The organism is Mesorhizobium sp. CNPSo 4684 (assembly GCF_057784315.1).
The window spans coordinates 24,038-35,957 of sequence record NZ_JBWLUX010000011.1; the positions used below are offsets into that span (position 1 = coordinate 24,038).

Genomic DNA, 11,920 nt, shown 5'->3' on the forward strand with positions numbered 1-11,920 from the left:
GCCGGATCGACAGCCCTGCATCTAGGGTAGGGATCGGCCCGATTTAGGGTTTTTGCGCCACCTTACGAAGATTTAATTTCCACTCACATTTTCGTTAGACGGCGGGCAAGCCACCCTCAACGCCCTTCTGTGCGTCTGAGATAAGCGGTAGCGATCTCGCGCATTCGATTGCCGTCGAAGCTCGGCCCATGGCCGCCATGACCGAGGCGGACAGGCAGCTCGATGAGCCGCTGCATGGTGCGGCGATAGTCGGGTTTGGAGGAGTCCGGCAGGTCGTCGATCAGCATGGAATCGTAGATGGCGTCGCCGGCAAAGAACAGGCCGTCCGCCTCGTCGAAGAGCGCGATCGAATCCGGAGAATGGCCGGGCAAATGCAGCACGCGGAACTGCCGGTCACCGAGGTCGACGATGTCGCCTTCGTCCAGTGTGCGCGTCAACGGCGCCGGCGGGATCTTGTAGTCGGCCGCCGTCCAGCCTGGCCCCGGCAATTTCGACACGGCACCGTCGAGATTGGTGAACATGTAGGCGTAGGTCACCTGCTCGTTCATGGTCTCGAAATGCTCGGCGCTGTGCCGCGGCCCGGCCCGCAGCGGAAACTCGTGCAGCGAGCCGACATGGTCGAGATGGATGTGGGTGGCCACAGCGATGAGCGGCTTGCCCTGCGGCGTATCGATCTCAGGCGCCAGTGGGCAGATGCCCATGCCGGTGTCGACCAGCAGGTCGGCATCGCGTCCCCTAAAATGCCAGATGTTCGCGCGCACGAAATCATGCACGAACGGTTCGGTCAGCATCGTTGTGCCGGCGTCGACGACGGTCTTGCCGAACCAGTCACCGACGACACGCTGGCCGCCAAAACGGTCGCCCATCAGACGAAGGGCTTTCCGACCTTGTATTTTTCCGGCACCAGCCGCTTCAAATAGGCCATGCCGGCTTCCGACAGCTGGTTGACGTCGGGCTTCATGAAATCGTCTGGCATATGGCGCGTCTTGCCGGCGACGTTTTTGAGCGGCACCTTCTTCAGCACGGTCTTCGTGCCGTCATACTGCAGCGCCACCGAGCCGCCGCCTTCCCCGGCAACGGCAACCGCGAAGGCGCCGGCGTCGAAGGCCTCCTGCGCGTCGACGGCGCTGATCGCCCCGATATAGCCGCGCGGCATGTAGCCGAGCGCATCGACGCGGGCACGCTTGCCCGGCAGGCCTTCGGCGAGAGCCCGCTCGAGGGCGGCCGGCAGGTCGCTGCCCGACAGCTTGACGTTGCCATGGGCGTCGCGCTCGAGCTTATCCGGCGGCACCAGGCTCTCGACCAGCGCCTTGCCGTCGGCCGTGCTGACGCCTTCGGAGACGGCGACGATGCAGCGCTTGTGGCGGTCGAGCGAGGCGCGCACGTCGTCAATAAAGCCGGCGGCCGAGAATGGCCGTTCCGGCACGTAGACGAGATGCGGGCCACTGTCGGGATCGAGCTGCCAGGCGGCGGCTGCGGCGGTGAGGAAGCCGGCATGCCGGCCCATGACGATGCCGACATAGATGCCGGGCAGCGCGCGGAAATCGAGATCGACGGACAGGAAGGCGCCGGCAACGAATTCGGCCGCCGAGATGAAGCCCGGCGTGTGGTCGTTCTCCTCGAGATCGTTGTCGATGGTTTTTGGCGCATGCACGAAAGCGATGCTGCCGCCGGCGGCGTCGGTCAGGATCTGCTGGGTGCCCGACGTGTCGTTGCCGCCGATGTAGATGAAGGCGTCGGCGCCCGCCTTCTTCAGGCCACTGAGGATGACCTCGCAATAGGCGGCATCCGGCTTGTCGCGCGTCGAGCCGAGGGCGGCGCTCGGCGTTCCGGCGATCAGCCGCAGCCGATCCTCGGGGATAGCCGACAGGTCGACATAATTGCCGTCACGAATGCCGCGCACGCCATGGATGGAGCCCAGCACCTTGGCGCCGGGATGGCGCTTGCGGATTTCCAGCGTGGCGCCGACGACCGTCTGGTTGATGACGGCAGTCGGGCCGCCGCCCTGTGCGATGACAAACGTTCCAGCCATGCTTGATGTCTCCCGGCGCGATGGTTTTCAGGCACCTTGGCCTAGCTTGCCGCATCGCGCAACGAGAGTTTCGAGTGGCGCCAAACCGCCGCAGAAGGATCAGACGACGACGACCGGGTTCTTCTTGGAAACGCGGCTGTAGAGGTCGATGATGTCCTGGTTGATCAGGCGGACGCAGCCCGACGACATCGCCTGGCCAATGCTCGCCCATTCGGGCGAGCCGTGGATGCGATAGCCGGTGTCCTTGCCATCCTGGTAGATGTAGAGGGCACGCGCACCGAGCGGATTGGTGAGGCCACCGGGCTGGCCATTTTGCCACTTCACCAGTTCCGGCTTGCGCTGGATCATCTCCGGCGGCGGCGTCCAGGTAGGCCATTCCTTGCCGTACTGAATGTTGGCGCGGCCGGACCAGCGGAAGCCGTCCTTGCCGATGCCGACGCCGTAGCGGATGGCGTCGCCGCCCTCCTGTACGAGGTAGAGCTTGCGCTCCTGCAGATGGACGACAATGGTGCCGGGCGCCTCGCCGGTCTCGTTGACGACAATCTGCCGGCGGAACTCCGGCTTGACCTTCTGATAGGGCACCGCCGGCACTTCGAAGCCGCCGTCGGTGAGTGCGGCGTACATAACGTCTGGGCCGGTGATGTTCTTGTCGACACTGATTGCGGGGCGGATCGGCCGCACCGAGCCGGTGACCGTGTCGTCCAGCTGCAGCTGCGGCAGTTCGAGCGTCGCGGTGCTGCAGCCGGCCATGCCGAGCAGCGCCATGGCGCCGGCCCCTGACAGGACGAAGCGGCGGGAATAAAGATGTTCGGTTTCGATTGCGTCGCCATTTGCAGGCGGCGTCAGATTCTGCGGCAACTCACGCATGCACCCAAACCCTACGCTGACGGCGGGAAACACGATCCGGCCGGATAGCACGCAGTTTCGCCAAACATGGTTGAAAAAGGGTGAAGGTCTTCAGGCTTGCCTTAACCCTATACCCTGTATGCCTATGTCGCCGCGCGAAACGGCACGCCGCGCATTTTTTGAGATGGCTCTTTACATTCCCGCGCACCCGAGGATTTATCCTTTTCTTTGCGCTCAAGGAGACAAAGATGTCGTTCGAAAACTGGGCCGCCTTCGCCGCCGCCTCCACCGTCCTGCTGATCATTCCCGGCCCGACCATTCTCCTGGTCGTGTCCTATGCGCTGGGCCAGGGCTGGCGCACCGCCTTGCCGATGGCGGTCGGCGTGGCACTGGGCGACTTCACCGCTATGACATTGTCGATGCTCGGCATCGGCGCCCTGCTGGCCGCATCGGCGACTGTGTTCACCATCCTGAAGCTGATCGGCGCCTGCTATCTGATCTATCTCGGCATAAAACTGTTTCGCGCCGGCGGCGCGCTGAAAGCCGAACCGCGCACCGACGCCGCGTCGGCGGCCAAGATGATGGCGCATGCCTGGCTGGTCACTGCGCTCAACCCGAAAAGCATCACCTTCTTCGTTGCGTTCCTGCCGCAGTTCCTCAACCGCGAGGCCGAATTCTGGCCGCAGATGCTGATCTTCGAGACCACCTTCCTGGCGCTCGCCTTCGCCAATGCCTTCGGCTACGCGCTGATTGCGGCGCGCGCCCGCAACGTCGTGCGCAATCCCAAAGCGATCCGCATCTTCAACCGCACCGGCGGCACGCTGCTGGTCGGCGCGGGGATAGCTACCGTGGCGATGCGTTCAGGTAACTAGGATTCGCGGAGTATCAAGGGCCGGCATGGCAGTGAAGGATACATTCGGCCTGACATTTTCGGGCGCGACCGAGACGGGGTTTTTGCCCTACAGTCAGGCTGTCCGTGAATTGCAATGCTTTATCGGCGACCCCGTCGCTTCCGTCGATCGTGCCATTGCGGCCGACCCGGGCTTCGTCATGGCGCATGTGTTCAAAGGCTATCTGTTCGGCCTCGCCACCGAGCGCGAGGCAACTGCGCTGGCCAAGGCATGCCACGAAACGGCGCTGCCGCTTGCCGCGACCGCGCGCGAGCGGGCGCATGTCGCTGCCCTAGGCCATCTCGCCGCCGGCCGCTGGCACGAGGCCTCGCGCTTGCTTGAAGATATCGCCATCGACTTCCCGCTCGACGCGGTGGCGCTGCAGACCGGACACCAGATCGACTTCTTCACGGGCAACGCCCGCATGCTGCGCGATCGCATCGGCCGCGCCCTGCCGTCCTGGCAAGAGAATATGCCGGGCTATCATGCCATTCTCGGCATGCAGGCCTTTGGACTGGAGGAAATGGGCGATTATGCGCGGGCCGAGAGGCTAGGCCGGCAGGCTGTCGATATCGAGCCGCGCGACGGCTGGGCGCAGCATGCTGTCGCCCATGTCATGGAAATGCAAAGCCGGCAAAGGGACGGCATCGCCTGGATGCGCGCCAATCCCGAGGCGTGGACGAAAGAGAGTTTCCTGCAGGTGCACAACTGGTGGCACCTGGCGCTGTTCCACTACGATCTCGGCGAGACCGAAGAGGTGTTGGCCCTGTATGACGGGCCGATCTACGGCACGCCATCGACGATGGCGCTCAATATGGTCGATGCCTCGGCAATCCTGTGGCGGCTTTATCTCGGCGGCGTCGATGTCGGCGACCGCTGGATAGCGCTCGCCGCCAACTGGCCCAAGGTCGGTGCCGGCAATTACGCCTTCAACGACGCCCATGCCATGATGGCCTTCGTCGGCGCCGGGCTCGAGACGCCAGCCAAGACCTTGCTTGAGGCACAGCGCGAGGCGATGCGCGGCAGCGACGACAACGCTGCCTTCACCAGGGATGTCGGCCATCCGTTGACATTGGCCATCAAGGCTTTTGGCGAGGGCAATTACGCCGAGGCGGTGCGCCTGATCCGGCCGATTCGCTCGATTGCTCATCGCTTCGGCGGCAGCCATGCCCAGCGCGACGTGATCGACCTGACGCTGATCGAGGCGGCGTTGCGCGCCGGCGACACAGCATTGGCACGGGCGCTGGCGGCTGAGCGTCAGCTGGCTCGGCCGGACAGACCGCTGTCGGCGCTGTTTTCTCGACGGGCCGCCAATTTGTCAGAGAATTGACCCGCAGCGGATCTTGTTTTAAAAACTGGCCAAGCCAGATTTTTTCGAGGCCCGAAAAAATTAATGGCAGTGGAGGAATGCATGTATCTCGGCCTCGATCTCGGTACGTCGGGCGTCAAGGCGCTGTTGATCGATGCCGGGCAAACCGTCATCGGCTCCGGCCATGCTTCACTTGACGTATCGCGGCCACATCCCGGCTGGTCCGAGCAGAATCCGGCCGACTGGGTCCGAGCCTGCGAGACCGCTATTGCCGAGCTGAAATCAGCGCATCCGAAAGAGCTTGCCGCCGTCAAAGGCATCGGCCTCTCCGGCCACATGCACGGCGCAACCTTGCTCGACGCCGGCGATCAGGTGCTGCGCCCCTGCATATTGTGGAACGATACGCGCAGCCATGCCGAGGCGGCCACGCTCGATGCCGACCCGCGCTTCCGCAAGCTGACCGGCAACATCGTCTTCCCCGGCTTCACCGCGCCAAAACTCGCCTGGGTGAAGAATAACGAGCCGGCTGTCTTCGCCAAGGTGGCGAAGGTGCTGCTGCCCAAGGATTTCCTGCGATTCTGGCTGACCGGCGAGCATATGTCGGAAATGTCCGACTCGGCCGGCACCTCATGGCTCGATGTCGGCAAGCGGCGCTGGTCGCCGGAACTGCTTGCCGCCACCTCGCTCGACGAGAAGCAGATGCCATCGCTGGTCGAAGGCACTGAAAAGGCTGGCGCCTTGCGCGCCGATCTCGCCTCCAAATGGGGCGTCCAGGCTGGCATCCCGATTGCCGGTGGCGCCGGCGACAATGCGGCTTCGGCCTGCGGCATGGGCACGGTCGGCGCCGGCCATGCCTTCGTTTCGCTGGGCACGTCCGGCGTGCTGTTTGCTGCCAATGCCTCCTACCTGCCGAACCCGGCCAGTGCGGTCCACACTTTCTGTCACGCGCTGCCCAACACCTGGCACCAGATGGGCGTCATCCTGTCGGCGACGGATTCGCTGAACTGGCTGTCGGAGGTATCGGGGAAGAAGGCCGGCGAATTGACCGCCGAACTCGGCGAGGCGCTGAAGGCGCCGAGCGGTGTATCGTTCCTGCCTTACCTCTCGGGTGAGCGCACGCCCTACAATGATTCCGCCATTCGCGGGTCTTTCACCGGCCTGGCGCATGAATCGAGCCGTGCGGTGCTGACGCAAGCGGTGCTTGAAGGCGTTGCCTTTGCCTTCCGGGACAGTCTCGAAGCCTTGAAGACAGCCGGCACGATCTTGACCAGGGTGACGGCGATCGGCGGCGGCTCGCGCTCGCGCTACTGGCTGAAAGCGGTCGCTACGGCGCTGCAGGTTCCGGTGGATATTCCGGCAGACGGCGATTTCGGCGCTGCCTTCGGCGCGGCGCGACTCGGGCTGATCGCGGCGACGGGGTCGGATCCGCTGGCGGTATGCACGGCGCCGAAGACGGATGCCACGATCGAACCGGATGCTGGGCTTAGTGGGGCGTACGCAGATGCCTATCAGCGCTATCGGGCGCTGTATCCAGCGATCAAGGCTGTGACCGCGTGACTAGGCGCGAGGCACCCCCCTCTGCCCTGCCGGGCATCTCCCCCGCAAGGGGGGAGATCAGCAGCTTGGGCGGCTATGCCAGTCTTGCAAGGTGGGTGATTGGCGAAGGCGGGAATGCTAGCCAATCTCCCCCCTTGCGGGGGAGATGCCCGGCAGGGCAGAGGGGGGTGCCTCGCGCCCACGTTAGGCCGAACAGGTCACTGCGCCGGAACCTTGTCGAGAAACCCGGTGACATTCTTCAGCCGCCCATTCTCGATGACACCGATATCAGTACCTTCGATAACAGACGGCACACCCTCCGGCCCAAGATTCCACGAGAAGCGGATCGTGTCGCCAAACCCGTCCGGTGTGCCCTTCAGCGAAAACCGGAAGCCGGCAAAACGCTGCTGCACGCCATCGATGAGTGCGGCCACACCCGCATGGCCGTCGCCCTGCATCAGCGGATCGCGGTAGCTGACATCTTCGGTGAAGGTAGCCTTGAGCAGTTCGGCGCGGCGATCCGCATCGGCCTCGTTCCAGGCGGTGATGTAGTTTTGAGCGATCGTGTTGAGGTCGGTCATGGTCTGTCTCCTTCGTTGAGTGGCTTTGACACCAGCCTTTTCACCCCTTGGCAGAACGAAACCAATTACGCCTGAGGTAATCAGCGCGAACTATTCGAGAGAGGACAGAAATCATGAGCAGCGGATTTTTCGGCGACATCAAAGCAATCAAGTATGAGGGGCCGGATTCGACCAATCCGCTGGCCTACCGCTTCTACAACCCGGATGAGGTCGTCGCCGGCAAGCGGCTGGAAGACCATCTGCGCTTCGCCGTCGCCTACTGGCATTCCTTCGCCTGGCCGGGCGGCGATCCCTTCGGCGGCCAGACCTTCGACCGTCCCTGGTTCCCCAAGGCGGGCGGCATAGACACGATGGAACTGGCCAAGCTGAAGGCAGACGTCGCCTTCGAGATGTTCTCGCTGCTTGGCGCGCCGTATTTCTGCTTCCACGACGCGGATGTACGCCCGGAAGGCAAGGATTTCTCCGAAAGTGCCGCGCGGCTTGACGAGATCGCCGACTATTTTGCGGCCAAGATGAAGAAGACCGGCGTCAAGCTGCTCTGGGGCACGGCGAACCTGTTCTCCAACCGCCGCTTCATGTCGGGCGCCGCCACCAATCCAGATCCGGATGTCTTTGCCTATGCGGCGGCGACGGTGAAGAGCTGCATCGACGTCACCAAGCGGCTTAAGGGCGAAAACTATGTGCTGTGGGGCGGGCGAGAGGGCTATGAGACGCTGCTCAACACCGACCTTGCCCGCGAGCAGGAGCAGGCCGGACGCTTCCTCAGCCTGGTCGTCGACTACAAGCACAAGATCGGCTTCAAGGGCACGATCCTGATCGAGCCGAAGCCGCAGGAGCCGACCAAGCACCAGTACGACTATGACGTCGCCACCGTCTATGGCTTCCTCAAGCGCTTCGGCCTGGAGAAGGAAGTAAAACTCAACATCGAGCAGGGCCACGCCATCCTCGCCGGCCATTCCTTCGAGCACGAACTGGCGCTGGCCAATGCGCTGGGCGTCTTCGGTTCGATCGACATGAACCGCAACGACTATCAGTCGGGCTGGGACACCGACCAGTTCCCCAACAATGTGCCGGAGATGGCGCTGGCCTATTATCAGGTCCTGCAGGCCGGGGGCTTCAAGACCGGCGGCACCAATTTCGACGCCAAGCTGCGTCGCCAGTCGCTCGATCCGCAGGACCTGCTGATCGGCCATATTGGCGGCATGGATTCGTGCGCACGCGGTCTGAAGGCAGCCGCGAAGATGGTCGAGGACAAGGCGCTGTCGGGTCCGCTCGCCGAACGCTATGCCGGCTGGAACACGGCAGAGGCCAAGGCGATGCTGTCGGGCAAGCGCACGCTGGAAGACATTGCAGAGCGCGTCGTGAAGAAGAAGATCGAGCCGCAGCCACGCTCCGGCCGCCAGGAACTGCTGGAAAACATCGTCAACCGCTACGTCTGAGACCTGGTACCTTGGGCTGACATAAGCCGCGCGTGGCCGAAAAGCCGCGGCGGCTGACCTCTGCCAGTCAGCCCGCAGCACGCTCGCCAAAGTGCGTGGTAAGATCGCGACGGCGCACCCAGCGGAGTCTGATTTGACCATGCCTTCTTCTACCACCAAACGTGCGCTGATCACCGGGGCGGGTGCTGCTGACGGCATCGGCATTGCCATTGCGCGACAGCTCGGCCTTGCCGGTCATGCCGTTTTCCTGAACGGTGCCAGCGCGCGTGTACTCGATCGCGCCGCCGAGCTTTGCGCCGAAGGCATAAATGCCAAAGCCGCGGTCGCGGATCTCACCATCGCAGCCGAAGTCGCGCGGCTACGGGCTGATGTCGGCGCTGTCGACATCCTGGTCAACAATGCCGGCATGGGCTCGCTGGCATCGCCCTCGGCCGATAAGGCGTTTCTCGCCATGACCGAGGCCGACTGGGACCAAGGGATCGACGTCAGCCTGAAGACCGTATTCCTGGTCACCCGCGCGTTTTTGCCGGCGATGGTAGAGGCGGGCTATGGGCGCATCGTCAATGTGGCGTCGGTTACCGGGCCGCTGGTGTCTTTTGAAGGCACATCAGCCTATTCCGCCGCCAAGGCCGGCATGGTCGGCCTGACGCGCACGCTGGCGCTCGAAGTGGCGAAACGCGGCGTAACAGTCAATGCCGTGGCCCCCGGCTGGATCGAAACGGGTTCGTCGAGCGCAATGGAGCGGCAAGCTGCCCTGCACACGCCACCGGCGCGGGCCGGGCGACCGGACGAGGTTGCCGCAGCGGTGGTGTTCCTGGCATCGGAAGGTGCCAGCTACGTCAACGGCGCCCTGCTGGTGGTCGACGGCGGCAACAGCCTTCAGGAGCGCAAGGGCTGAATCCGAAACGACCGGTCTCGTTCACGATCGGTCGCGGGTTACGGAAAGCATTGGAAATAGCATCGCCAACGCATTTGCCGAGCGCGCCTTCATGAAGAAGATCGAACCGCAGCCAAAGTCCGGCCGCCAGGAACTGCTGGAAAACATCGTCAACCGCTACGTCTGAGGACGAAAGCCGATTCGTCGTGCTCAAGGGCGGCTGGATGGCATCCCGGCCGCCCCGGAATGAGGTTTGCGCACGACCCTATCCGGCGACATGCTTTTGCCCTTTGCCGCCCCTCAATGACCTCGCTCTTGCCTTCAAACTGCCGTCACGTATCTCGTATAAAAGGACCGTTGTGGCGGGTGAAAAGGAAGGAGGCGAACCGATATGCAGCACGAACGCGAAATCGACGCCCTGCTCTCATCCGGCGAGACTGGATCGATCATCGACCGGCTGATGGCGCTGCCGCATTCGAACGACGGCGCCCGCAAGACAAATGAATGGGACCGCGCGGTCGCCGCGCGGCTGGAGACGGCGCTGGCCAGAAGCATGCGCTCGCGCATTGTCGGCGAAGGCCGCGACGCCGCCTGATTCTTCCGGCAATTCTTCCGCGGCCTGATACTTCCTTGGTTTGACGAACGGAGACCGTTTCTCCATCCTGCACCGATGATACGCGCGGTGCTCCTGGATCTTCTGGGTGTCGTCTATGACGGCGACACCCAGATCGCTGGTGCAGCGTCCGCGGTCGAGCGGCTGCGACGGGCTGGTTTGCCGCTGCGTTTCGTCAGCAACACGACACGTGCGCCACGCGGCGCAATCATCGCGCAGCTTGCCGCCATGGGCATCAAGGTTGCGGATGAAGAATTGCTGACACCGGCGCGCGCCGCCGTCGAATGGCTGCGCAAACATGACCGCCAGCCACATCTGCTCGTCCATCCCGATCTGGAGGTCGAGTTCTCCGGGCTTGAAGGTGGGAGTGGGCGCGCCGTCATCGTCGGCGATGCCGGCGAGGCCTTCGACCATGCCAACCTCAACCGTGCTTTCCGCGAGCTGATCGCCGGCGCGGATTTCGTGGCGCTTGCCGTCAACCGCACCTTCAAGGACACGGACGGACTGCTCAGCCTCGACACCGGCGCCTTCGTCGCGGCGCTCGAATTCGCCAGCGGGCGAAGCCCTGTCGTACTCGGAAAGCCGTCGCCGGATTTCTTCCACTCGGCGCTCACCGATCTGAATTGTCCGGCCGCCGATGCGGTCATGATCGGCGACGACGCGGAGAGCGACGTCGCTGGCGCACTTGGCGCCGGGCTCGGCGCGGCGCTGCTCGTGCGGACCGGCAAATATCGCCCCGGCGACGAGACCCGCTTCAATCCGGCGCCCACGGCGCTGGTCGACGACGTCGCCACCGCGACCGACTGGATAATCAGCCACGCCGCAGCCTGACCGGTGCTTCGCCGAACGCTCTTGAAAACGCTCTGGAAAATGCCGCGGCGGACGAAAATCCCGTCCGCCCGGCAATATCCGCCATGGCGATCCGCGTGTCGACCACCAGCCGCCGCGCAGCGCCCAGCCGCAGTCTGAGATAGTAGGCGCCGGGCGTCTCGCCGATCGATTTGCGAAAAATGCTTTCCAATGTTCGTGCCGTCACCCCGGCGCGTTTCGCCACCGCATCTATGGTCAGCGGCTGGTCGACATGCGATTCCATCAGCCGGATCGCTTGCGCCAGCCGCGGGTCATAGCCGTCGAGCCGGCCGAGCGAGACCAGCGGTTGCGCATCGGTCGCGGCGCGCGCCTGGTCGTAGATGAAGACGCTGGCGACATCGAGCGCCACGGCCATGCCGAGGCGGGTGCGGATCAGATGCAGCATCAGGTCGAAGGTCGGCGACGCCCCGCCCGAGGTGAAGACGGGCCCATCGATGACGTAGCGGTCGGGACGGACATCAACGCCGGGAAAGGCCGACGAAAAATCCTCCATGTCTTCCCAATGGGTGGTGGCGCTGCGCCCTTCCAAGAGACCCGCCCGCGCCACCAGCCAGGTGCCGGCCTCGACGCCGCCACAGGCACGGACCGCGCGGGCCGCACGGCGCAGACCGGAGAGCAGCGCTGATGTCGCGTAATTCTGGGTGCCGAAGCCGGCGACAACGACAAGCACGTCGGTTGGCTCTGTTGCATCGAAGCGGCCGCTGACCGCCACCGGCAGGCCGCATGTGGTGACCGGCGCCTCGCCGGTGACCGAGACCAGTTTGAAATCGAACAGTGTCTCGCCGGAAATGCGGTTGGCGGCGCGCAGCGGGTCGACGGCAGAGGCGACGCACATGATGGACGAGCCGGAAAACACCAGCAGCGTCACCTTGAGAGGCGAGCGTTCCGAGCGAAAGATGGTCGGTTTTTCGCTTTTGATCATGGGAG

Annotated in this window: 12 protein-coding genes and 1 pseudogene; 8 read left to right on the forward strand and 5 right to left on the reverse strand. The window is 64.0% G+C overall.

Annotated features, from left to right (window positions below; all coding sequences use genetic code 11):
* Nucleotides 1–116: 116 nt before the first annotated feature.
* The 3 genes from AC04SG_RS11860 to AC04SG_RS11870 all read right to left on the reverse strand — a co-directional run bounded on the left by AC04SG_RS11860 (nucleotide 117) and on the right by AC04SG_RS11870 (nucleotide 2,899).
* A complete protein-coding gene (locus tag AC04SG_RS11860; protein WP_488551168.1) occupies nucleotides 117–866 on the reverse strand; it encodes an MBL fold metallo-hydrolase in 750 nt (249 codons plus the stop codon).
* Nucleotides 866–2,032 carry a diphosphate--fructose-6-phosphate 1-phosphotransferase gene (locus AC04SG_RS11865; protein WP_488551169.1) on the reverse strand — a complete coding sequence of 389 codons (1,167 nt, stop codon included), beginning with the start codon at nucleotides 2,030–2,032 and terminating at the stop codon, nucleotides 866–868. Before AC04SG_RS11865 ends, AC04SG_RS11860 begins: the two co-directional genes overlap by 1 nt.
* 99 nt (nucleotides 2,033–2,131) lie before the next feature.
* Entirely contained in the window at nucleotides 2,132–2,899 is a 768-nt protein-coding gene (locus AC04SG_RS11870) for a L,D-transpeptidase (RefSeq protein WP_488551170.1), read from the reverse strand.
* A 227-nt stretch (nucleotides 2,900–3,126) separates the two neighbouring features.
* Here AC04SG_RS11870 and AC04SG_RS11875 point away from each other — a divergent pair, with 227 nt between their 5' ends.
* The 3 genes from AC04SG_RS11875 (at nucleotide 3,127) to xylB (ending at nucleotide 6,634) form a co-directional block, all read left to right on the forward strand.
* Entirely contained in the window at nucleotides 3,127–3,750 is a 624-nt protein-coding gene (locus AC04SG_RS11875) for a LysE family translocator (RefSeq protein ID WP_192249347.1), read from the forward strand.
* A 25-nt stretch (nucleotides 3,751–3,775) separates the two neighbouring features.
* Entirely contained in the window at nucleotides 3,776–5,098 is a 1,323-nt protein-coding gene (locus AC04SG_RS11880) for a tetratricopeptide repeat protein (RefSeq protein ID WP_488551171.1), read from the forward strand.
* A gap of 81 nt (nucleotides 5,099–5,179) precedes the next feature.
* Nucleotides 5,180–6,634, forward strand: a complete 1,455-nt coding sequence (gene xylB / locus AC04SG_RS11885) for a xylulokinase (RefSeq protein ID WP_488551172.1) — start codon at nucleotides 5,180–5,182, stop codon at nucleotides 6,632–6,634.
* A 197-nt stretch (nucleotides 6,635–6,831) separates the two neighbouring features.
* Here the strand turns inward: xylB and AC04SG_RS11890 are convergent, their stop codons facing one another.
* Nucleotides 6,832–7,194 (reverse strand): nuclear transport factor 2 family protein, encoded by a 363-nt coding sequence (locus tag AC04SG_RS11890; protein ID WP_488551173.1) that lies wholly within the window; start codon nucleotides 7,192–7,194, stop codon nucleotides 6,832–6,834.
* A gap of 113 nt (nucleotides 7,195–7,307) precedes the next feature.
* Here AC04SG_RS11890 and xylA point away from each other — a divergent pair, with 113 nt between their 5' ends.
* The 5 genes and pseudogenes from xylA (at nucleotide 7,308) to AC04SG_RS11915 (ending at nucleotide 10,954) form a co-directional block, all read left to right on the forward strand.
* Complete coding sequence (xylA, locus tag AC04SG_RS11895) at nucleotides 7,308–8,633, forward strand: xylose isomerase (RefSeq protein WP_192249359.1); 1,326 nt, start codon at nucleotides 7,308–7,310, stop codon at nucleotides 8,631–8,633.
* Nucleotides 8,634–8,772: 139 nt separating this feature from the next.
* The gene (locus tag AC04SG_RS11900; protein WP_488551174.1) at nucleotides 8,773–9,531 is read left to right on the forward strand and encodes an SDR family NAD(P)-dependent oxidoreductase; all 759 of its coding nucleotides are present in this window, start codon (nucleotides 8,773–8,775) and stop codon (nucleotides 9,529–9,531) included.
* Between the two features lie 73 nt (nucleotides 9,532–9,604).
* A pseudogene (locus tag AC04SG_RS11905) lies at nucleotides 9,605–9,697 on the forward strand (hypothetical protein); the annotation flags it as partial.
* A gap of 204 nt (nucleotides 9,698–9,901) precedes the next feature.
* Nucleotides 9,902–10,105 (forward strand): hypothetical protein, encoded by a 204-nt coding sequence (locus tag AC04SG_RS11910; protein ID WP_192249363.1) that lies wholly within the window; start codon nucleotides 9,902–9,904, stop codon nucleotides 10,103–10,105.
* Nucleotides 10,106–10,192: 87 nt separating this feature from the next.
* Nucleotides 10,193–10,954, forward strand: a complete 762-nt coding sequence (locus tag AC04SG_RS11915; protein WP_488551175.1) for a TIGR01458 family HAD-type hydrolase — start codon at nucleotides 10,193–10,195, stop codon at nucleotides 10,952–10,954.
* Here AC04SG_RS11915 and AC04SG_RS11920 read toward each other — a convergent pair.
* Nucleotides 10,935–11,915 (reverse strand): GlxA family transcriptional regulator, encoded by a 981-nt coding sequence (locus AC04SG_RS11920; protein WP_488551176.1) that lies wholly within the window; start codon nucleotides 11,913–11,915, stop codon nucleotides 10,935–10,937. The two genes, AC04SG_RS11915 and AC04SG_RS11920, sit on opposite strands and share 20 nt — an antisense overlap.
* Nucleotides 11,916–11,920: the final 5 nt, after the last annotated feature.